General features: G+C 71.0%; 24 protein-coding genes. 11 read left to right on the top strand and 13 right to left on the bottom strand.

The window, feature by feature from the left end:
• The first annotated feature begins 33 nt into the window (after positions 1–33).
• The 3 genes from AB0J58_RS29480 to AB0J58_RS29470 are packed head-to-tail and all read left to right on the top strand — an operon-like array spanning position 34 to position 3,325.
• Positions 34–1,263, top strand: a complete 1,230-nt coding sequence (locus AB0J58_RS29480) for a flavin-dependent oxidoreductase (RefSeq protein ID WP_364221606.1) — start codon at positions 34–36, stop codon at positions 1,261–1,263.
• Positions 1,260–1,709 (top strand): DUF3237 domain-containing protein, encoded by a 450-nt coding sequence (locus tag AB0J58_RS29475; RefSeq protein WP_364221603.1) that lies wholly within the window; start codon positions 1,260–1,262, stop codon positions 1,707–1,709. Before AB0J58_RS29480 ends, AB0J58_RS29475 begins: the two co-directional genes overlap by 4 nt.
• Positions 1,710–1,720: 11 nt before the next feature.
• On the top strand, positions 1,721–3,325 hold the full coding sequence (locus AB0J58_RS29470) for a CocE/NonD family hydrolase (RefSeq protein WP_364221600.1): 1,605 nt from the start codon (positions 1,721–1,723) through the stop codon (positions 3,323–3,325).
• 104 nt (positions 3,326–3,429) lie between these two features.
• On the opposite strand, the gene AB0J58_RS29465 is transcribed toward AB0J58_RS29470, so the two are convergent.
• Entirely contained in the window at positions 3,430–3,909 is a 480-nt protein-coding gene (locus AB0J58_RS29465) for a hypothetical protein (protein WP_364221597.1), read from the bottom strand.
• A 19-nt stretch (positions 3,910–3,928) separates the two neighbouring features.
• Between AB0J58_RS29465 and AB0J58_RS29460 the strand changes: the two genes are divergently transcribed.
• Positions 3,929–4,300: a hypothetical protein gene (locus AB0J58_RS29460; protein WP_364221594.1), complete on the top strand. Its 372-nt coding sequence runs from the start codon at positions 3,929–3,931 to the stop codon at positions 4,298–4,300.
• 21 nt (positions 4,301–4,321) lie between these two features.
• On the opposite strand, the gene kynU is transcribed toward AB0J58_RS29460, so the two are convergent.
• From kynU to AB0J58_RS29415, 9 genes are all read right to left on the bottom strand, one after another.
• The gene (gene kynU / locus AB0J58_RS29455; RefSeq protein WP_364221640.1) at positions 4,322–5,557 is read right to left on the bottom strand and encodes a kynureninase; all 1,236 of its coding nucleotides are present in this window, start codon (positions 5,555–5,557) and stop codon (positions 4,322–4,324) included.
• A 104-nt stretch (positions 5,558–5,661) separates the two neighbouring features.
• Positions 5,662–6,633, bottom strand: a complete 972-nt coding sequence (locus AB0J58_RS29450; RefSeq protein WP_364221591.1) for an amidohydrolase family protein — start codon at positions 6,631–6,633, stop codon at positions 5,662–5,664.
• Between the two features lie 3 nt (positions 6,634–6,636).
• Positions 6,637–7,152 (bottom strand): 3-hydroxyanthranilate 3,4-dioxygenase, encoded by a 516-nt coding sequence (locus AB0J58_RS29445; RefSeq protein WP_364221588.1) that lies wholly within the window; start codon positions 7,150–7,152, stop codon positions 6,637–6,639.
• Positions 7,149–7,571, bottom strand: coding sequence for a RidA family protein (locus tag AB0J58_RS29440; RefSeq protein WP_343962296.1), 423 nt, complete (start codon positions 7,569–7,571; stop codon positions 7,149–7,151). The genes AB0J58_RS29445 and AB0J58_RS29440 overlap by 4 nt, the downstream gene beginning before the upstream one ends.
• Before the next feature lie 29 nt (positions 7,572–7,600).
• Positions 7,601–8,374 (bottom strand): fumarylacetoacetate hydrolase family protein, encoded by a 774-nt coding sequence (locus tag AB0J58_RS29435; RefSeq protein WP_364221585.1) that lies wholly within the window; start codon positions 8,372–8,374, stop codon positions 7,601–7,603.
• Positions 8,371–9,384, bottom strand: coding sequence for a 4-hydroxy-2-oxovalerate aldolase (gene dmpG / locus AB0J58_RS29430; protein ID WP_364221582.1), 1,014 nt, complete (start codon positions 9,382–9,384; stop codon positions 8,371–8,373). The genes AB0J58_RS29435 and dmpG overlap by 4 nt, the downstream gene beginning before the upstream one ends.
• A complete protein-coding gene (locus AB0J58_RS29425; protein ID WP_364221579.1) occupies positions 9,381–10,301 on the bottom strand; it encodes an acetaldehyde dehydrogenase (acetylating) in 921 nt (306 codons plus the stop codon). Before AB0J58_RS29425 ends, dmpG begins: the two co-directional genes overlap by 4 nt.
• Positions 10,298–11,095 carry a fumarylacetoacetate hydrolase family protein gene (locus AB0J58_RS29420; RefSeq protein ID WP_364221576.1) on the bottom strand — a complete coding sequence of 266 codons (798 nt, stop codon included), beginning with the start codon at positions 11,093–11,095 and terminating at the stop codon, positions 10,298–10,300. Before AB0J58_RS29420 ends, AB0J58_RS29425 begins: the two co-directional genes overlap by 4 nt.
• Positions 11,088–12,542: a 2-hydroxymuconic semialdehyde dehydrogenase gene (locus AB0J58_RS29415; RefSeq protein WP_364221573.1), complete on the bottom strand. Its 1,455-nt coding sequence runs from the start codon at positions 12,540–12,542 to the stop codon at positions 11,088–11,090. Before AB0J58_RS29415 ends, AB0J58_RS29420 begins: the two co-directional genes overlap by 8 nt.
• A gap of 73 nt (positions 12,543–12,615) precedes the next feature.
• Between AB0J58_RS29415 and AB0J58_RS29410 the strand changes: the two genes are divergently transcribed.
• The 4 genes from AB0J58_RS29410 to AB0J58_RS29395 all read left to right on the top strand — a co-directional run bounded on the left by AB0J58_RS29410 (position 12,616) and on the right by AB0J58_RS29395 (position 15,395).
• Positions 12,616–13,374, top strand: coding sequence for an IclR family transcriptional regulator (locus AB0J58_RS29410; protein WP_343962279.1), 759 nt, complete (start codon positions 12,616–12,618; stop codon positions 13,372–13,374).
• A gap of 217 nt (positions 13,375–13,591) precedes the next feature.
• Positions 13,592–14,134, top strand: coding sequence for a VanZ family protein (locus AB0J58_RS29405; RefSeq protein WP_364221570.1), 543 nt, complete (start codon positions 13,592–13,594; stop codon positions 14,132–14,134).
• 151 nt (positions 14,135–14,285) lie between these two features.
• Positions 14,286–15,038: a GntR family transcriptional regulator gene (locus AB0J58_RS29400; RefSeq protein WP_343962275.1), complete on the top strand. Its 753-nt coding sequence runs from the start codon at positions 14,286–14,288 to the stop codon at positions 15,036–15,038.
• A gap of 126 nt (positions 15,039–15,164) precedes the next feature.
• Complete coding sequence (locus AB0J58_RS29395) at positions 15,165–15,395, top strand: hypothetical protein (RefSeq protein ID WP_030905540.1); 231 nt, start codon at positions 15,165–15,167, stop codon at positions 15,393–15,395.
• Positions 15,396–15,591: 196 nt separating this feature from the next.
• On the opposite strand, the gene AB0J58_RS29390 is transcribed toward AB0J58_RS29395, so the two are convergent.
• Positions 15,592–16,803: a hypothetical protein gene (locus AB0J58_RS29390; protein WP_364221567.1), complete on the bottom strand. Its 1,212-nt coding sequence runs from the start codon at positions 16,801–16,803 to the stop codon at positions 15,592–15,594.
• Between the two features lie 140 nt (positions 16,804–16,943).
• Here AB0J58_RS29390 and AB0J58_RS29385 point away from each other — a divergent pair, with 140 nt between their 5' ends.
• The 3 genes from AB0J58_RS29385 to AB0J58_RS29375 all read left to right on the top strand — a co-directional run bounded on the left by AB0J58_RS29385 (position 16,944) and on the right by AB0J58_RS29375 (position 19,394).
• On the top strand, positions 16,944–17,486 hold the full coding sequence (locus AB0J58_RS29385) for a gamma carbonic anhydrase family protein (RefSeq protein ID WP_364221564.1): 543 nt from the start codon (positions 16,944–16,946) through the stop codon (positions 17,484–17,486).
• Positions 17,487–17,653: 167 nt separating this feature from the next.
• The gene (locus tag AB0J58_RS29380; RefSeq protein WP_364221561.1) at positions 17,654–18,997 is read left to right on the top strand and encodes a hypothetical protein; all 1,344 of its coding nucleotides are present in this window, start codon (positions 17,654–17,656) and stop codon (positions 18,995–18,997) included.
• A gap of 115 nt (positions 18,998–19,112) precedes the next feature.
• The gene (locus tag AB0J58_RS29375; protein ID WP_350925654.1) at positions 19,113–19,394 is read left to right on the top strand and encodes a hypothetical protein; all 282 of its coding nucleotides are present in this window, start codon (positions 19,113–19,115) and stop codon (positions 19,392–19,394) included.
• A gap of 88 nt (positions 19,395–19,482) precedes the next feature.
• On the opposite strand, the gene AB0J58_RS29370 is transcribed toward AB0J58_RS29375, so the two are convergent.
• Positions 19,483–19,764 carry a metal-sensitive transcriptional regulator gene (locus AB0J58_RS29370; protein WP_030905552.1) on the bottom strand — a complete coding sequence of 94 codons (282 nt, stop codon included), beginning with the start codon at positions 19,762–19,764 and terminating at the stop codon, positions 19,483–19,485.
• Positions 19,765–19,782: 18 nt separating this feature from the next.
• Positions 19,783–20,823, bottom strand: coding sequence for a glycosyltransferase (locus AB0J58_RS29365; RefSeq protein WP_343962261.1), 1,041 nt, complete (start codon positions 20,821–20,823; stop codon positions 19,783–19,785).
• Positions 20,824–20,847: the final 24 nt, after the last annotated feature.

Below are 20,847 nucleotides of genomic sequence, written 5' to 3'. Positions count from 1 at the left end.
TGTTACGGCCATAACAATCTCTGGGAGGCAGCTGTGCGGGTGGTCATCGCCGGAGGCGGCATCGGCGGGCTGGCGACGGCGCTCAGCCTGCACGCCGCCGGCTTCGAGGACGTGGTCGTGTGCGAGGCCGCCGGGGAGATCCGCCCGCTGGGGGTGGGCATCAACCTGCTGCCGCACGCCGTGCGCGAGCTCACCGAGCTCGGCCTCGCGGAGCGGCTGGCCGAGATCGGGGTGGCCACCGGGGAGCTGGCCTACTTCAACCGGTACGGCACGCCGATCTGGTCGGAGCCCAGGGGCCTGGGCGCGGGATACGGCTGGCCGCAGTACTCGGTCCACCGCGGACGCCTGCAGATGCTCCTGCTGGAGGCCGTGACCGAGCGCCTCGGCGCGCAGGCCGTACGGACCGGCAGCCGCGTCGTCTCCACCGGCCCGCGCCCTGGATCCGGCTCGGACGGCCTGCGGATCGGGACGGGCGACCTGCGGATCGAGGCGGACGACCTGCTCGTCGGAGCGGACGGCATCCACTCGGCGGTCCGGGCGCACCTGTTCCCCGGCGAGGGACCGCCGCCCTGGAACGGGCTGGTCCTGTGGCGCGGCACGACCTACGGCGAGCCGTTCCTGACCGGGCGGTCCATGATCATGGCCGGGGACGGCACGCGGAAGTTCGTGGCCTACCCGATCGAGACGGGCGAGCGGACACTGATCAACTGGATCGCCGAACGCCCGCTGGACGGCGAGGCCCCGGCCCGGGGCGACTGGAACCGCCCGGCGGACCCGCGGAGGATCGTCGAGCACTTCGCGGACTGGCGGTTCGACTGGCTGGACGTGCCCGGGATCATCTCCGGCGCCGAGGCGGCGTACGAGTACCCGATGGTCGACCGCGACCCGCTGCCGTACTGGACGTCGGGCAACGTGACCCTGCTGGGCGACGCCGCCCACGCCATGTACCCGATCGGCTCCAACGGCGCCTCCCAGGCGATCATCGACGCCCGGGTGCTCGCCCACTCCCTCGCGCACGGCGACCTCGCCGCCTACGAGACGGCCCGCCGCCCGGTGACCACCGCGCTGCAGCTGTCCAACCGGCGGATGGGCCCCGAGGTGGTGATGAAGCTCGCCCACGAGCGTGCCCCGGACGGCTTCGACGACATCGAGCGGGTCGTCCCCCTCGCCGAGCGGGCCGAGATCGCCGCGTCGTACAAGCGCACGGCCGGCTTCGACCCGGTGTCGCTGAACGAGCGCCCGTCCTGGAGCGTGACGCGGTGAACCTCGAACCGCTCGCCGCGTTCCACGTGGAACTCGACCCGATCATCGACCTCGGCGACTCCCCGTGGGGCAGGCGCCGGGTGATCAACATCGTGGGCGGATCGTTCGAGGGGCCGCGCCTGTCGGGAACCGTGCTGCCCGGCGGCGCCGACTGGCAGGTCCTGCACGCCGACGGCATGGCCAGCATCGACACTCGCTACACGCTGCGCACCCACGACGGCGCGCACCTGTTCGTCTCCACCAGCGGGGTGCGGCACGGCCCTCCCTCCGTCCTGGAACGCCTGTCTCTGGGCGAGCCCGTCGACCCCGGCGAGTACTACTTCCGGCTGTTCTGCCGCTTCGAGACCGGCGACGAGCGTTACCTGTGGCTCAACCGCACCCTGGCCGTGGCCTCGGCGGCCCGCACCGCCGACGCCGTCCGCTACGACGCCTACACCCTGACCTGAGGAGCCCCCCGATGGCGAAACTCAACCGCGCACCGCTGCCCCTCGCCGCCGAGCACGACACCCCCGTCCCCATGCGCGACGGCACGATCCTCCGCGGCGACGTCCACCGTCCCGCCTCGGGCGGACCGTTCCCGACCATGCTGGTCCGCTCCCCGTACGGCGAGGGCTCGTTCCGGATGACGCCGACGATCCCCGCGTTGGAGGCCGGGTTCGCGGTGGTGCTCCAGCACTGCCGGGGGCGCGGCAGCAGTGACGGCACGTTCCGGCCCTGGCTGGACGAGGGAACGGACGGCTACGACACCATCGAGTGGATCTGTGCCCAGCCGTGGTCGAACGGCGAGGTCGTGGCGTCCGGGATGTCGTACCTCGCCGGATGCGCGCTCCAGGCCGCGGCGACGCGCCCGCCGGGACTCAAGGCCGTGGTCGCGTCCATGACGCCGCACGACTTCTACGACGGGCTGAAGTACCACGGCGGGGCGTTCGCCCTGGGGTCGGCGCTGAACTGGGGATCGATGCAGTCGATGCTCGACCTGCTGCACCGGACGGCGGCGGGCGAGGACGTGGGTGCCGGGTTCGGCGCGCTGCTGCCCGTCATCGGCGATCCCGCGCGGGCCGCGCGGACGCTCCCGCTCCGTGACATCCCGGCCATCCCGTGGTGGCAGGAGTGGACCTCGCACCCGAGGCGGGACGCCTACTGGGAGGGCCTGGCCGAGACGCTGCGGCACGACCGGATCGAGGTGCCGGTCATGCACACGGCCGGCTGGTTCGACCTGTTCCTCGTCGGCACCCTGGAGAACCACCGCCGCCTGGGTGGTCCGCTGGTCATCGGGCCCTGGTCACACGGTCCCGGCACGGCGGGCACCGGTGCCCTCGACTTCGGCTTCGCCGCCTCGGCGGCGGCGGCCCGGCTGGAGAGCCGGCAGCTGGAGTTCCTGCGCGGCGCGGACCGGGGTCCGGCCGTGCGAATCTTCGTGATGGGTGACAACGTGTGGCGGGACGAGGAGGCCTGGCCGCCGGCCCGCGCCGTCTACACCCGCTACCACCTGCACTCCGACGGCAGCCTGTCGACCGACACCCCCGCGAGGACCGCCCCCTCCACGTTCGTGTTCGACCCCCGCGACCCGGTTCCCACGGTAGGAGGTCCGCTGCTGCTCGCCGACGCCACCAATGTCGGCCCGCAGGACCAGCGCGAGGTGGAACTCCGGCACGACGTGCTCTGCTTCACCACCGACGTCCTCGAATCGGACATCGAGGTGACCGGCCCGCTCCAGGTCACGCTGCGGGCGGCGACCTCGGCGGTCAGCACCGACTGGACGGCCAAGCTGGTCGACGTCCACCCCGACGGCCGCGCGATGAGCGTGATCGACGGCATCCTCAGGGCCCGCACCGAGCCGGACAGCCCCGCCGAGTTCGTGATCAGCCTGGTGGCCACCAGCCAGGTCTTCAAGGCCGGGCATCGCATCCGCGTGGAGATCTCCAGCTCCAACTTCCCGCGATTCGACCTCAACCCCGGCAACGGCCGCACCTCCGCGGAATCGGCGCTGGACGAGTTCGTCGTCCAGCACCAGACCGTCTTCCCCGACTCCCACATCACCCTGCCGATCGTTCCCCGCTGAGGACCGTCACGAAGGCGCCGGAAAACAGGGCCGCTCTTTCCCTGTTCGGTGGGGTGGAGTTCGGCGTGGCACCACGTGGCGGCGAATCCCGGCTGTAAGCATCGTCACTGTCCCGCCGGGTTGTGCCGGGTGACGGCCCGGCCGGCGAATCGGTCGTGGATCACGTGTGGAAAGGAGTGAGGTCTCCATGTCCACTCCCGGACCCCGAACGAACCCGGCGGTCCCCTCAACCGGTGCAGGGGACGCCGGCCGATGAAGGGGACGGCCGTACTGTCCCTGGCCCTCGCCGTCACCGTCTCCACACCCGCGGCCGCAGCCGCGTCCAACGTCCCGCCACCCGCCCCGGCCTCGACCGCCGCCTCGACCAGCACCTCGACCACCGGCTCGTCCGCGCTCGTCGAGCCGCCACCCGACCCGACCTCGCCCATCGCCTCGGTCAGCACCGAACCCCCCTCCGCCGCCGACTCCTCCGGCTCCCACCCTTCGCTCGCGGAACAGGCACGCAGGAAGTGCAGGCCGAGGTCCTTCTTCAGATTCCATTCCTTCAGGCCGAGGAACTTCTTCGTTCCCCGTACCCGGTTCATCGACGGCCCCGGCGGCACGATGGCGGCGTCGGTCGTCCGGCAACACCGCGTGTACGCCGAGATGGAGATAGAAAGGGAGAAGGTCAGCGAGATCGAGACGGGAAAGCTGATCCGCCAGCTGCGAAACGACGTGAACCCGCTGCTCGCGGACGAGCACATCGTCGAGACCGGGCACGAGTACACCCGGGAGATCAGCGACGGCATGTACGGCAACCTGTGGTACCGCGTCTTCGGATACCGGGTGAGTTTCACGGCGTGGCGCCAGGTCTACAACTGCCGGGTGCGCAAGGTCACCGCCGGCATAGCCAACATCCCCGCGCGGGTGGAGGGCTGGAGGTACTGGGAGACCAGGCACCCGATGTTCGGGGGACGCAGGCTGAGCGACCGCTGAGCGTCCCCCGGCGGGGGACGCTCAGGTGACGGCGAGGCGCCGACTGTAGCGGTCGTCGCGCCAGCTCTCCTTCTCCAGCACCTCGGTCAGGGTCACGGCCGCGTCGTAGACGTCCACGAAGCGGATGTAGAGCGGCGCGAAGCCGAACCTGAGGACATCGGGCGCGCGGAAGTCACCGTGGACGCCACGGTCGATCAGGGCGCGCATGACCGGATAGCCGTCCGGGTGGCTGAAGCTGACCTGGCTGCCCCGCCGCTCCGGGTCCCTGGGCGAGAGGAGCCCCAGCCCGTGCGGCGCGCAGAGCTCCTCGACGAGCTCGATGAAGAGCGAGGTCAGTGCCACGCTCTTGGCCCGTACGGCGGCCAGGTCGACGCGCTCCCAGATGTCGAGCGAGGCGTTGAGCGGGGCGTAGGACACCACGTGCGGGGTGCTCACCGTGAAGCGCCGGATGCCGTCGGCGGGACGGAAGTCCGGTTCGAACGCGAACGGCTCCGCGTGACCGTGCCAGCCGGTCAGCAGGTGCCGCCCCGCCGCCTGGTGGTCCGGGTGGACGTAGACGAAGGCCGGGGACCCCGGACCGCCGTTCAGGTACTTGTAGGTGCAGCCGACCGCCAGGTCGGCCGCCGAGACGTCCACCTGGTACGCGCCGGCGCTGTGGCACAGATCCCAGATCATCAGCGCGCCCGCCGCCTGGACCAGCGCGGTGACCGCCGCCGTGTCGTGCCGGGCGCCGGTCCGGTAGTCCACCTCCGACAGCAGCACGCACGCGACGTCCTCGGAGAGAGCGCCGGAGAGGTCCTCGACACCGGTGACGTCACGGATCTCGTAGCCGCCCAGCGCCTCCGCCAGCCCCTGGACCATGTAGCGGTCGGTGGGGAAGTTGGCCAGGTCCGAGACGACGACCCGGCGCTCCGGCCGCAGGCCCAGGGCGGCGGACACGGCCTTGACGATGGCGATCGAGGTGCTCTCACCCACCGCCACCTGGCCGGGGCCCACGCCGATCAGCGGGGCGATCCGGTCACCGGTGGTCAGCGGCAGGTCGTACCAGCCGGAGACGTTCCAGGCGCCGACCAACCGGCCGCCCCACTCCTGCTCCACGGTCCGGGCGACCGCGGCCGCGGCGGCCTTCGGCGGGGCGCCGAGCGAGTTGCCGACCAGGTAGATCGTCCCGTCGGGCAGGACGAACTCGTCCCTGATCTGCTTGAGGGGATCGGCGGCGTCGAGCGCGACGCACTCCGCACGGCTGATGGCCATCAGTCAACTCCGGGGTAGGTGCCGGCAACCTTTCCATCATGCCGTCACCGGCGGACCAGGTGGCACCCCGGGTGCGGCGCCACACCCGGGGTGCCCGGCCCGCCGGGTCAGCGGCCCAGGAACCGGGCGGCGTTGCCGCCGAGCAGCTTGGCGCGGGCGTCCTCGGAGAGGAACCCCGCCCCGCGGACCAGTGAGCCCACCGGCGACTCGCCCAGCGGATAGGGGAAGTCGGAGCCGAGCATGACCCGGTCCTCTCCCATCGTGTCGACCAGCAGTCGAAGCGCCCGCTCGTCGAAGACCACCGAGTCCACGCTGAACCGGTCGAGATAGTGCGACGGCGGGAACTCGGAGACCCCGACGAGGTCGCCCCGGCGGTGCCAGGCGTTCTCGAACCGGCCGAGCCAGAAGGCGAACGAGCCGCCGCCGTGCGCGAAGCAGAGGCGCAACGTGTCCGGCACCCGATCGAGGACCCCGCCCAGGATCAGGGCGAGCACCGACAGGTGTGTCTCCGCGGGCATGCCGACCAGCCACTGCGCCATCCAGCGCTCCAGCCGGGGCCCGCCCGCCATGTCCCAGGGGTGCACGAAGACGGGGGCGCCCACGGCGGCGCAGTGCTGGAGGAACTGGACGACCCCCTCGTCGTCGAGGTCACGGTCGCCGACGTGGTTGCCGATCTCGACGCCCGCGTGCCCGGCGGCCATGCACCGGTCCAGCTCGGCACAGGCCAGGTCGGGGTCCTGGAGCGGCACCTGGCAGAACGGCACCAGCCGTTCGGAGGCGCAGATCTCCAGCGCCAGGTCGTTGAAGATCTTCGCGACCCGTACCGCCTCCGCCGCCGGGCGCTCGTAGCAGAAGAAGACCGGCGTCGGCGAGACGACCTGGACGTCCACCCCGTCGGCGTCCATCCGCTCCAGGCGGACCGAGGGGTTCCAGCAGTCGTCGGCGATCCGGCGGAACTCCCGGTCGCCGAGCAGGATCACGGCCTCCCGCTCGGAGTCGACCCGGAGCCGTGGCGCCCCCGGCCAGCCGAGGTCCGGCCAGCCCTTGGGGACGTGGTGCGTGTGCACATCGATGATCAACGGCTATCCCTTGCCGGGGTGGACGGCGCCGCAGTTCCCGCAGGTGCGCGCCTTCTCGTCGTCGTAGAACGCCTGGAAGATCGGCGGCAGGTCGGTCACGATGTCGCGGACCTGAAGCTCCACCTCGTGGACCGCGGCGCTGCACTCCGGGCAGTACCAGAGGAACCTCTCCAGCACGCCCTCCGGCCTGATCCGCTCCACCACCAGGCCGACGGACCCCTCCTCGGGGCGCTGCGGCGAGTGCGGCGTGTTCGCCGGGAGCAGCCACATCTGCCCCTCGCGCACGTGCACGGTCCGCGGTCCCTCGGGGGTCATGATGTTGACGTGCATGTTGCCGCGGATCTGGTAGAAGAGCTCCTCGTACGGATCGATGTGGAAATCGGTCCGCGCGTTCGGCCCGCCGACGACCATGACGATGAAGTCACCGGCGCCCTCGAAGACCATCTTGTTGCCCACCGGCGGCTTGAGCAGGTGGGCGTGCTCGTCGATCCACTTGGTGAAGTCGATGGGTGGGATCACGGGCGCCCCTCCGGTCGGTAGGCCACGGCCTGAATCTCGATGAGCAGATGCGGGTGCGGCAGCTGGTGAACGGCCACTGTAGTGCGGGTCGGACCGGCCTCGTCGAAGTACTCCGCGTAGACCGCGTTGTACCCGCCGAAGTCATTGATGTTCACCAGGTAGGCGGTGACCTGCACGAGATCGCGCAGATCGGCTCCGGCCGCCCGGAGGATGTCCTTGATGTTCTCTATCACCGCCCGGGTCTGCTCGGCGATGTCGAGCGTGACCGTGCCGAACTCGTCGGCCTCGGCGCCGACGATCGTGTTGTCCGGCCTGCGCGAGCTGGTCCCGGACACGTACAGGAAGTCACCCGCCCGCTTGACATGCGGAAACCTTCCCCTGGGGGTGGCCTTCCCGGTGACGACGAGCGCGTCGCTCATGTTCTCTCCGATCCTGCGGTCGCCGGCGTTCAGGACTTCTCTCCGGGCACGGACGCGGTGAACGACACCGATCCCAGGTGCTGGATCTCGGCCCGCACCCGCGCGCCGGGCGCGAGCGGCTCGGCGGGCGTGGCGGCGCCGGCGAGCAGGATCCACCCCGGCTCCAGGACCGTCCCGATCCGTCCCGCCAGGCGTGCGGCCTCCGCCAGGGCCCGGCGCGGGTCGCCCAGGATGGCGCCGGTCGACCCGACCTGCACCGCGCGCCCGTCGATCTCCAGTACGACGCCCAGGTTCCACCGGGACGGGTCGTAGGGCTGCCACTGGCCGACGGCGTACCCGGCGGCCGAGGTGTTGTCGGCGATCACGTCGGGCAGCGAGAACCTGAAGTCCTCGTAGCGCGAGTCGATGACCTCGATACCGGGGGCGACGGCCGCGATGGCGTCCGGTGCGAACGCGTCGGCCGGCGACGCGACGCGCCGCCCGATGAGGTAGACGACCTCCGGCTCCACCCTCGGATGGATGTAGCCGGACACGTCCGCGTACGAACCGTCACCGATGGCCGACGACTCCGGCACCCGGCCGAAGATGATGTCGTGCACGCCCATCTGGCGGCGCTTGCCCTCGCTGGTGAAGCCCAGCTTCACCCCGGCCAGCCGGTCCCCCCGCGAAAGACGGAGCCGGATCAGTTCCTCCTGCACCCGGTAGGCGTCGGCCACGTCGTAGTCCTGCTCGGGCCTGGGCACCGCGCGACCGGTGCGGACGGCCTCGTCCAGGACCGCGGCGAGCTTGTGGATGTCGGTCATGACTGCTCTCCCGAACGTGCGAGGTCCAGCGCGATGTCCACGATCATGTCCTCCTGGCCGCCCACCATCCGGCGGCGTCCCACCTCGGTCAGGATGGTCCGGGTGTCGACCCCGTACCGCGCCGAGGCCGCCTCGGCGTGCCGCAGGAAGCTGGAGTAGACACCGGCGTAGCCGAGCGTCAGCGTCTCCCGGTCCACCCGGACCGGCCGGTCCTGCAGTGGCCTGACCAGGTTGTCGGCCGCGTCCATCAGGGCGTTCAGGTCACAGCCGTGGTCCCAGCCCATCAGGTCGGCCACCGCGACGAACACCTCGATCGGGCAGTTGCCCGCGCCGGCGCCCATCCCGGCGAGGGAGGCGTCCACCCGGTAGGTGCCGTTCTCCACCGCGACCACCGAGTTGGCCACGCCCAAGCCCAGGTTGTGGTGGGCGTGGATGCCGATCTCGGTGCGCTCGTCGAGCACCGAGCGGTAGGCCCGGATCCGCTCCCTGACCCCGTCCATGGTCAACCGGCCGCCGGAGTCGGTCACGTAGACGCACTGCGCCCCGTACGACTCCATGAGCTTGGCCTGCCTGGCCAGCTCCTCGGTCTCCGCCATATGCGACATCATCAAAAATCCGGACACGTCCATGCCGAGTTCGCGCGCGGTGGCGATGTGCTGGGCGGAGATGTCGGCCTCGGTGCAGTGCGTGGCGACCCTGACCGAGGTGACGCCGAGCGCGTGGGCGCGCTTGAGGTCCTCGATGGTGCCGATGCCGGGCAGCAGCAGGGTGGTCAGCCTCGCCCGGCTCACGGCCCCGGCGACCGCCTCGATCCACTCGTCGTCGGTGTGCGCGCCCACGCCGTAGTTGAAGCTGCCCCCGGAGAGGCCGTCGCCGTGCGCGACCTCGATCGCCGCCACCCCGGCGGCGTCGAGGGCCGCGGCGATCTCGGCGGCCTGGGCGACGGTGTAGCGGTGCCGGATGGCGTGCATGCCGTCCCGCAGCGTCACGTCCTGAACGTACAGTCTCACGCCGTCACCTCCGTACGGTCCATCTCGGCCAGGCGCTCGGCGGTACGCAGCGCGGCGGAGGTCATGATGTCGAGGTTGCCCGCGTAGGCGGGCAGGTAGTGGGCGGCGCCCTCCACCTCCAGGAAGACGGTCACCTTGACGCCGCCGTCGCGGGTGCCGTCGGGGAGCGGCTCACCGGCCGGGACCTTCTCGAACTGCACGTCCTGCTTGAGCCGGTAGCCGGGCACGTAGTCGCGGACCCGCTCCACCATGGCCCGCACGGCCGCCACCACCGCCGGCTCGTCGCACTCGTCCACCAGGCAGTAGACCGTGTCACGCATGATCAACGGCGGTTCCGCCGGGTTGAGGACGATGATCGCCTTGCCCTTGGCCGCCCCGCCGACCTGCTCGATCGCCCGGGAGGTCGTCTCGGTGAACTCGTCGATGTTGGCCCGGGTGCCGGGTCCCGCCGACCGGGAGGCGATCGAGGCGACGATCTCCGCGTACCGGACGGGCACCTGCGAGGCGACCGCAGCGACGATCGGGATCGTGGCCTGCCCGCCGCAGGTGACCATGTTGAGGTTCGGCTCGGTGAGGTGGGCCTCCAGGTTGACCGGGGGCACCACGTAGGGGCCGAGGGCCGCGGGGGTCAGGTCGATGACCCGCTTGCCGTGCGCCCGCAGCACCTTGTCGTTGTGCCGGTGCGCGCCGGCCGAGGTCGCGTCGAGGACGACGTCCACCTCGGCGAACCCGGGCAGCGCTACCAGGCCCTCGACGCCCTCGTGGGTGGTGGCGACCCCGCGGCGGCGGGCGCGGGCCAGGCCGTCGGAGTCCGGGTCGATGCCCGCCATCGCGAAGACCTCGACCTTCTTCGACAGCAGCGCCTTGAACATCAGGTCGGTGCCGATGTTCCCCGAACCGATGATCGCTATCTTCACGAGAACACCGCCCTGACCGAGCCGAGTCCCTCGATGTGCGCTTCGAAGACATCGCCGGACTCGACGCCGACCATCGGGCCGAGCGCGCCGGTGAGCACGACGTCCCCCGCGCGCAGCGGGAAGTCCGTGCGGCCCAGCGCGTCGGCCAGCCAGACCGCGGCGTTGAGCGGGTGCCCGAGGCAGGCCGCGCCCGCGCCGGTGGAGACCTCCAGGCCGTTCCTGCTCATGGTCATCCCGGCCAGGCGCAGGTCCAGGCCGCGCAGCTCGACCGGGGTGTTGCCGAGCACGAACGCACCGCTGGAGGCGTTGTCGGCGACCGTGTCGACGAGCGTGATGTCCCACTCCGCGACGCGGCTGTCCACGATCTCGATCGCGGGCAGCACGAAGTCGACCGCCCGGATCACGTCGGCGACCGTGAAGGGGCCGCCCTCCAGGTCGGCGCCGAGGACCAGTGCCACCTCCGCCTCGGCCCTGGGCTGCAGGAAGCGGTCGGTCGGGACGGGCAGGCCGTCGAGGTGGGCCATGTCGGCGAAGAGCATCCCGAAGTCCGGCCGGTCCACGCCGAGCTGGCGCTGGACCGCGGGGGAGGTCAGCCCGATCTTCCTGCCGACCAGCCGCCGCCCCTCCGCCAGCGCCCGCCTGGTGTTGACCTCCTGTACGGCGTAGCCGATCTCGGCGCTCCGGCCGGGCAACGTCTCACGTACCGGGGGGCACGGCTTGCCGCTCCGTGCCGCCTCCAGCAACCGGTCGGCCGCCTCCTGGTACGCGTCGACGGCCTCGCTCCACTCAGTCATTTCCCGGCTCCAGCTTGATGGTGATCGTGGTGGGTTCGGAGTAGAAGTCCAGCGAGCGGGTGCCGCCCTCGCGCCCGATGCCGGACAGCTTCACTCCTCCGAAGGGGGTTCGCAGGTCGCGCAGGTACCAGGTGTTGACCCAGACCAGTCCGGCCTCCAGCGACCGCGCCACCCGGTGGGCCCTGCTCAGGTTGCTGGTCCAGACCGTCGCCGCCAGGCCGTACTCGCTGTCGTTGGCCAGCTCGACCGCCTCGGTCTCGGTGTCGAACGGGGCGACGTGGCAGACCGGGCCGAAGATCTCCTCCCGGTTCACCCTGGAGTCGTGCGGCAGTCCGGTCAGCACCGTCGGCTCGACGTAGTAGCCGCCGTCGCGGTCGTCGCCGAAACGCGGCACGCCACCGCCGGCGCGGATCTCGGCGCCCTCACCTCTGGCCAGCTCGTAGTAGGAGAGCACCTTGTCCCGGTGCTCGGCGGAGATCATCGGCATCATCGTGGTGTCCTGGTCGGCGGGGCGGCCGAACCGCAGTTCCCCCGCGCGCTTGGCCAGCCGCGCGGTGAACTCCTCGAAGACGGGTCGTTCCACGTACAGCCGCTCGGTGCACAGGCAGACCTGGCCGCCGTTGGTGAAGACCGACCGCACGCTCCCCTCGACCGCCGCGTCGAGGTCCGCGTCGGCGAAGACCAGCCCCGCGTTCTTGCCGCCCAGCTCGAACGAGACGGGCTTGACCCGGTCCGCCACCGCTTTCATGATCGTCGAGCCGGTGCGGCTCTCGCCGGTGAAGGTGACCGCGTCCACCCCCGGGTGCTCCACCAGGAACTGGCCGGTGGAGCCTCCGCCGAAGCCGTGCACGACGTTGAGGACGCCGGGGGGAAGGCCGATCGAGGCGGCGATCTCCGCGAGCACCGCGACCGAGCCCGGGGTGTGCTCCGAGGGCTTGACCACCACCGTGTTGCCCGCGACGAGCGCGGGGCCGAGCTTCCAGGTCGCCAGCAGGAAGGGCAGGTTCCACGGCACGATCACCGCGACCACCCCGAGGGGCTTGCGCACCGTGTAGCTCAGCACGTCCGTCAGGTGGAACGCGTTCTCCGGGTGCTGGGCCGCGATCTCGGCGAACGACCTGAAGTTGGCGGCGCCGCGCGGGATGTCCAGGGTCCGGGTCTGGGTGACCGACTTGCCGGTGTCCGCGATCTCCGCGGCCACCAGATCCTCGAACCGTTCCTCGATCGCGTCGGCGAGGCGGCGCATCCAGGCGGCCCGCTCGGCCACCGGCAGCGCCGCCCAGGCGGGCAGGGCCGAGCGGGCGGCGGCCACCGCTCTGTCGACGACGGTCCGGTCCGCCTCGCGGACCTCACGCACCACAAGCCCGGTCACCGGGTCGTACGTGGCGAACGTCGCGCCCTCGGCGACCGGCACCCCACCGATGAAGTGGTTCACCTGGTCAGACAAGACTTCTCCTCGGGGATGTACTTCGCTGGGTCACTTCATACGGGTATAGGGCCCAGGTGATTCATAAGCAAGAATGAGTTCCGTGAAACGGAACCCCGACCGATTGTCCGTGCTGGAGAAATCCTGGCTCGTACTTGACGCGTTCCGCCCCACGGGCGGGCCGTTGCGCCTGGCCGACGTCGCCGAGCGCTGCCATCTGCCCAAGACCACGGCCTTCCGGCTGCTCACCGAGCTGACCTCGATCGGCGCGGTCACCCGCCGCCCCGACGGCTACTATCTCGGCCGCCGCCTCTTCGAGCTCGGCAGCATCGTGCCCGGAGAACGCGACCTGAGACACGCGGCGCTGCCCTTCATGCACGACCTCTACGAGGCCACCCACGAGACCGTCCACCTGGGCGTGCGCGACGGTCTCGACGTCGTCTACGTCGAGAAGATCCGTGGCCAGACGGCCTTCGCGCTGCCCTCGCGCGTCGGCGGGCGCCTCCCGCTGACCTGCACCGGGATCGGCAAGGCCCTGCTGGCCTACTCGGGACCCGACCTGATCGACGAGGTTCTCGGCCGGCCGCTCCGCCGGCTGACCCCGCACTCGATAGTCGACCCCCGGCACCTGGAGGAGGTGCTCGGCCAGATCCAGGCCGCGGGGCTGGCCTACGAGCGGGAGGAGGCCCAGCTGGGCGGTGCCTGCATCGCGGCCCCGGTGTTCGGCGACGGGGTGGCCGTGGCCGCGCTGTCCATCTCGGTCCCGCTGGCCCGCTTCCAGCCCACCCGGCTGGCCCCCGCCGTCAAGGCCGCCGCCCTGGGCATCTCCCGCGCCCTGGCCAGAACCATCTGATCCCGGGTCGGCCGCGACCGCCCGCCTCGCCCCGCCACCGCTCCGGGCCTCGACTCCGGGCCTCGACTCCGGCCACCGTTCAGCCCGAGGTGCCGGCTCCCGCGCCGTACCGGCCCGCTCGGGTCCGACGCCCCCCGGACGCCCCTTGCCTGAAGGCCACCTTCTCGTAACCACACAACGCCGTCGGCCGGGCTTCGCGCACCGGCATCATTGCCTCATGCACCAGGCATGGCAGCTATGGGGAAATATCGTTATAGCGACCTTCGTCGCGATCCCGGTGGCCGTGGTCGCCGTCCACGTGCTGGCCCGCCACCGCGCCCGCAAAGGTCACCCCTTCCCCGTCCGCACCGCCCTGGCCGACGTGGTCGCGGTGACCGGGACCGCCCCCTGGATCTGGATGATCCTCACCCCCCGGGCGGGCGACTCGGAGGTCAGCCTTCTCCCCCTCGTGGACCTGTGGGCGACCGTCCAGGGGCCGGCACAGGCGGCGTTCGTGCAGGTCGGCGGGAACCTTCTGGTCTTCGCCGCGCTCGGCGGCATGCTCCCGGTGCGCTCGGCGCGCCTCGCCTCGCTCACCCGGATCGCGGCCGTGGCGGCGGGCGCCTCACTCACCGTGGAGATCCTCCAGTACGTCCTGCACCTGGGGCGGGTGAGCTCCGTCGACGACGTGATCGTCAACACAGCGGGTGCCGTACTGGCCGCGACCGCGACGCGCCGGTGGTGGGCCAACCGAATAGCGGCTGGGATCGTTCCACGGTAACGGACCGGAGAAACTCCTTAAGCTCGCCACACGGGCACGATACCTCCCAAAAGAAACAGGTTACCAACCCCTGTATCTGTGCGATCGTGGACAAGACGGGGCAAGTTCTCTGGAGACGCCAAACCCGGTTGGTGACAGAGGGTGATCGAACGTGCAGCAGTCCCCGGTACCTCCCGAGCCCCCGATCTATCGGCGCATCGCCGACGGGCTTCGCGAAGCGATCCTGTCCGGCGATCTCCGAGACGGGGATCGGCTTCCGGGCGAGAACGCCCTGATGGCACGGCACGGCATAGCCCGCGCCACCGCCAGACAGGCCCTTTCCGTGTTAATCAACGAAGGACTGGCCATCCCAAAACGCGGCTCGGGAGTGTATGTCAGGCAGTTCCGCCCGATCAGGCGACACGGCTCCCGACGGCTCTCTCGTGACAGGTGGGGGCGCGGCGCGGCCATCTGGGACTCCGACACCGAGGGCCGCCCCTACACCGTGGACGAGGTGGACATCGACCGGGAGCGGGCCGAGGACCCCGTGGCACGGGTGCTGGACAGCTCCGAGGTCTGGGTCCGCAGGCGGCGCTACTCGGTGAACGGGCGGCCGGTGCAGCTGTCGGTCTCCCACTTCCCCGCCGAACTGGTGGAGGGGACCGCGATCACAAGGGAGGACACCGGACCGGGGGGCGTCTACGCGCGCCTCGGCGAGCTCGGCCACGCCCCGGCGCACTTCACCGAGGAACTCCGCGCCCGCATGCCCCATCCCCACGAGACCGTCCAGCTCGACCTGCCCGCCGGCACCCCGGTCATCGTGATCGCCCGGGTCGCCCGCACCGCCGACGGCGTCGCCGTCGAGGTCAACGAGATGGTCCTAGACGCCGCCTCTTACGTACTTCAGTACGACTTCGACTCATAGTTCAAGGCCGTCCGTCAACCGATAGGTTGACCTGTCCTTCACGATCATTGATTTCTCTAGAGAAGTGCCTCACCGTCGGAGGTGGAACGTCGCAAAGACGAGCCTGGGCGCGGGGAAGGTGCACGGATGTCTTTCGACCGACATCTAGCGGAAATCGCCCGGGAGTTTCCCGACTGGACGATCTGGCGGAGCGACGCGGGCAGGTGGTGGGCGACCCGCCACCACCCGCTGACCTCCGCCCAGCGTGATGTCGGCTGCGCGATGACCATCGACGCGGACGGCCCGGAGGAACTGCGTGAGCACCTGCGCGTCCAGCGGGAACGTTCCGGCGAGGCGGAGCCGGAGACGGACACTTGAAGACCGCCCGGTGCCGGGGTGAGCGGATCCGATGCGGTCCCGGCGCCGGGCCCCCAATCGCGGAAGCCCCCGACCCTATCGGGGGCGGGGGCTTCCGCTTGACCTCCGGACGGCTCCGGGCTCCGGCCACGTGGTGGCACCGCTGAGATCCACGGTCAGCCGCGCCGGTCCAGGCTCACGCTCCTGGCGAGGGGACTCACTTCTGGGGAGCGGCGTACCTTCCCCCGTTCTTTCCCATGGGCCGGGTGAGGTCGGCGTCGGTGTCGTCGTACACCTCGAGTTCCTCGGCAGGACGGTCGCCGGCGTCCTTGCGGGGGGCGTCGTCTTCCACGATCACCCGTACGGACTCCAGGTCGGGTGCGGCGTCAACGGGCTCGGCGCCTCGCGCGCCCTCGGATCCGGCGTGCTCCGCCGACGCCTCGGTGCCGTCGGACACGGCGCCAGGTGCCTCGTCAGAGGACCCGGCGACCCCGGCCCCGGAGACATCGTCGGTGGCCTCGACCGGGGCGGGAGCCGTCAGCGCGGGCTGGACACGGGCCGGGGGCAGCACCGCGTCCTCGTCGACCAGGGGACCCGCACTGCTCTCCCGGTGGAGCAGGTCGCCCAGGACGGCCCCCATCTCGTGCAGGCGGCGCATGACCTCGTGGTGGGTGTCGGTGAGGTAGACGACCCGGCGGCCGGTGGTCTCGTCCAGGGCGTTGGCCCGCTGCTGGGCCGCCGACAGCGTGGAGTGCGCCTCGGTGTTGGCGGCGATGACCGTCGCCCGCGCCTCCGCGTGGGCCGTGTTCAGCGTGGAGTCGGCCTCCGCACGGGCGTTCTCGACGGTCTGCTCCGCCTCCCTCCTCGCCGAGGTGACCATCCGGTCGGCCTCGGCACGGGCGCTGCGCAGGGTCTCCTCGGACTCGGCACGGGCCGCGTTGACCGTCTCCTCCGCCTCCTTGCCGGCTTGGGCGAGTCGCTGCTCGGCGGTGGCGGTGGCCTCGGCCACCCGGCGCTCGGCCTCCTGCTGCGCGGCGTTCAGCAGGGCCTCGGCCCGATCCTGCGCGGAGGTGATCAGCCGCTCGGACTCGGCGGCCGCGTCGTCGCGGAGCTTGATCGCCTCCGCCTCCGCGACCTGCCTCTTGGAGGCGGCCTCCTCCTCGCCCAGCTTCAGTATCTGGCTGAGCCGCTCGCCGAGCTCGTCGTAGTCCTGCGGGGCGTCCGAGAGCCTTTTGCGCGCCTCGGACAGCTCGATCCGGCTCTGCTCGGCCTGGCCGATCGCGCGCGCGAGCCGCTCCTCCAGGTCGCGGATCTGGTGGCGGTGGCGGTCCATGTAGTCGTGAACCTGTCGGCGGCTGTAACCGCGCATGACGACCTCGAACGAGTCCTCATGCATCAGGTCGGGAAAGCTCTCGTGCTGGTTTGTCATGGCACTGCCCGTGGAGGTTGTGTGGCGGGAAAGGTGACGTCAGGAGACGACTTTCCTGCTTACTGCCCGACTCTGCAACCTGAACACGCCACCTGCTTGCCGAAATACCGGACAGAACGCCCCCCTCTAACATCGTCTTCATGAACGCCATGCCCTACATCGCCGCCCTCGACGGCGACGCGATTCCGCGGATTCATCCGGACGCCTACATCGCCCCGGGAGCGGTGGTCGTCGGAAGAGTCCGGCTGGGCCGCGCCGCGAACGTCTGGTACGGCTCGGTCCTCCGCGGGGACGACGAGGACATCGAGGTCGCCGAGGAGTGCAACATCCAGGACCTGTGCTGCCTGCACTCCGACCCGGGCGAACCGGCCGTGCTGGAGCCCCGGGTGAGCCTCGGACACAAGGCCATGGTGCACGGGGCCCATGTGGAGACCGGCGCGCTCGTCGGCATCGGCGCGATCGTGCTGGGCGGCGCCAGGATCGGCGCGGGGTCGCTGATCGCGGCCGGCGCCCTGGTGGCACCGGGGAAGCGGATCCCGGCGGGGGTACTCGTCGCGGGCGTCCCCGGGAAGATCGTCCGAGAGCTCACGGACGAAGATCGCGACTCCTTCGCCCGCACCTCGGCCGGCTACGTCGCCAGGGCCGCCCGCCATCGGGCCGCGACCGTTCTGCCGCCGGTCTGAACGGCACGCCCGCCGGCCTGGACGCCCGCCTGCCGGAGCGACCGGGAGAGCCTTACGATCGTGCGAGGCCCGCTTGGCGATCGCGGCGCCGGACACCACCTTGACCGAAGGGAGGCAGGGGCATCCCGCCCGTGGCTGAGGCCAGGGGTCCTCGCCCCGGAATGCCGATGACCGGCATGTGGCAGTGGGATGGGTTCGACGCCATCGAGCGCGACGTGCGGATCATGGTCGCCGACCACCGGTGGACGGGACTCCCGCCGCTCGCACGGGCCCAGGCCATCGCCCAGCGCACGCTGGCCACCCCGGACGGCGGGCGCTGGCTGTTCGGTGCCCACGCCCGGTGGTACCGCCAGGATCCCGCCGACGGCCGCTGGTACCTGACCGCGCCTCCCGCCGACCGGGGGTTCCGCGCCGCGGCACAGGTCGTCCAGATCACCTCGATGGTGCTGCCGCATCTGATCCCGACCGGCCCCGACTTCGCCGTCGACCGCGGGTCGGTCCAGGGGTTCGTCGGCCCCGACGTGCCCTACGAGATCACCGAGCGGGTCCGCGAACTGGTCGTCGCCCAGCGAGGCAGACGCAGGGAGGACTTCCCGCTCACCGGGCCGTTCGCCCGGCTCTTCGCCGGAGAGGTGGCCAGCCCGGTCGCCGCGATCTGGGGCACGCTCATGTGGTGCGCCTACGCCCCCGCCTTCGACGGCAACGAGGTGCTGCTGTCGATGTTCGGGGAGTTCCTCGCCCGCCCGCTGCCCGGCGACGAGTGGGTCCGCTGGCTGCCGCCCACCTCGCTGGGCGAGCTGGTCGCGCTGTACGGCGAGCGGGTCAGGGCGGGGCACCCCGAGGCGGGCCTGCGGTTGGTCGCGCTGATGGCCGACACCGCCGCCGCGGTACGCGGCGACCCGAGATTCGGGCCGCGCGCCGACGCCCTGCTGGCCATGATCGAACCACTGCTCCGCCGGGCCTGCCAGGACCCCGTCATCGCCCACCAGGGCGACGAGGTGGTGCGCCACGCGTGGCTCTCGCGCTGCCCGGCCCACCTGACGCTGCCCGACGCCTCACCCGGCGACCACTTCCAGCACATGGTCTACGACCTGGTCCAGACACTGGGCTTCCTCGCCCCGATGGGTGCCGACCCACGGGCGGTGGCCGCCTCGCTGCTCGCCGCCGACCTGGCGGCCTTCGCGCCGCGGGTGGCCGACGGGCTCTACCCGTGGCTGGATCCCGAGCTGCGGCACATCCTGCACGTGGTGCTCACCGACGCCGCACACCCGCTGCGGGGCTGCTGGCCGCGCTCGGGCGAGCTGCCTTCCGCGCTCCACCCGCCGGACCGGGCCTCGGCCGCGGCCCTGCTCGGCGCCGCCTACGCCACCGGGCTCGCGTGGTGCCGTCTCACCGGGACCGAGATACCCGAGCGCGGCTTCACGACGGCCTCGGCCGTCGTGCACCGGCTGACACACGAGCGGGACGACCCCGTCCCAGGAGTGTCGGGAACCTATCCACGTCACTTCTGACACATACCAGTATGCTTAAACCACAAATAGAGTTATTTCATCCTTACTCTCCCTATATCCTTCTAGGCCCCTACGCATCAGACAATTAGCTGAATTGTGATCTCGTAATCGGGAAATGATCCTCCTTGAGGACGTGCCGGGCGGGGCGAGGAATGGTCCCGATGGGCCATGGGCACCGATGACCGCCCGCCGTAACCTCGAAGTGGGTGTGGGCTGCGGAAGGAAGGACGACGCGGTGGGGCACGACGACCTGGACTCTAGAGTCCACGACCGTGTCGCGTTGGACGAGATCGCGCTCTATGCCGAGGTGCTGTCCGCCGTCGCCATCAGCGAACGGCCCCTCACCTTGGTGGAGCTCGACAACGCGCTCGGGTTGAGTGCTTCGGCTGTCTGCTGAAGCCACCGGAGGAACCGTTTTCAAGACCCGGTCCCGGACCCTGTAACGGGGTCCGGGACGTGGTCGGAAAAAATAGTCATGTGACTAGTCACGAACGGACGAGACGGGCGATCGCGGCCGACGCCTCCTTGACCTTCTCCTGCGCCTCCGGGCCCCCGATGTTGATGGCGTCGGCGACGCAGTGACCGATGTGATCCTCGAGCAGGCCGAGCGCCACCGCCTGGAGCGCCCGCGTGGCGGCGGACACCTGGGTCAGCACGTCGATGCAGTAGGCGTCCTCTTCGACCATCCGCTGCAGACCTCTGATCTGCCCCTCGATCCGCCGTAACCGGGTCAGATAAGCCTGCTTGTCACCGCTGTACCCATGCATGTCCCAACGGTACCCGTGTCAGGCACAGCGGGATGTAGCCGCGATCAGTTTCTCCCAGTGACCCGCCACCGCGCCCGCGCCGTAGACCGCCGCGGCCTCCAACGCCCCCGCCGCGAGTTCCCGCCGCCGCCGCTCGTCGTCGATGAGCGCGAGCAGCGCGGACGCGTACGCCTCGATCTCGCCCTCCCCCTCGGCGACCAGGACCCCGCTCCGCCCGTCGGCCACGAACTCGCCCGCTCCCCGCGGGCTGTCGAACGCGATCACCGGCACCCCGCTGGCCATCGCCTCGATCACGGTCATCCCGAGCACCTCCGTCCTGGAGGTGGTCGCCACGATCGAGGCCTTGGCGAACTCGCCGGTCAGATCGGAGGTGGTGCCCATGAAGTAGACGTGGTTGTGCAGGTCGAGGGCACCGACGAGGGCCCGCAGGCGCTTCTCCTCGGGCCCCCCGCCGTACAGGCGCAGCCGCCAGTCGGGGCGCTTGCCCGCGACGGCGGCGAACGCGCGGATCAACCGGTCGTGGGCCTTCACCGTGACCAGGCGACCGCCCGCGGCGACGATGCGGTTGTCCATCCGCGAGCGTGGCCACGGCCCGGCGGGCAGCGCGTCCGGGATCACGTCGACCGTGACGTTCCCGTCCAGCAGGCGGTTCCACTCCTGCCTGCTCGACTCGGTGGCGACGGCTACCGCGTCCAGGCGCGGATAGAACCTCCTGATCGGCCCCGGCACCGGCGGGCGGCCCCACTCGCGGGCGACCCGCACGACGTCACGCGGCGCGTGCCTGGCCACCTGGACGCTCAGGCCGGGGCGGGTGCTGATGAGCACGTCGGCCTTCAGGCCACGCAACCGCCGCCAGAGCGCGACCTCGGTGCGCATCTGGCCGCGCGGGAGCAGATGCCGTACCCCCGGCTGGGCGTCGACCACCCAGGACAGCTTCACACCGGGCGCCACCGGGAAGAACGGCTTCTCCCGCTGGCGGCGGACGCTGATGATCTCGACGTCGTGACGTTCTGCCAGCTCTCCCGCGAGGTTGACCACCGAGCGGGTATCACCACGCATACCGTAGACGGATGGGACGAGCAG

The organism is Streptosporangium sp. NPDC049644 (assembly GCF_040675205.1).
GTDB lineage: Bacteria > Actinomycetota > Actinomycetes > Streptosporangiales > Streptosporangiaceae > Streptosporangium > Streptosporangium fukuiense.
The sequence above is the reverse complement of the archived record's forward strand: the minus strand, read 5'-3'. Positions and strand labels throughout refer to the sequence as shown.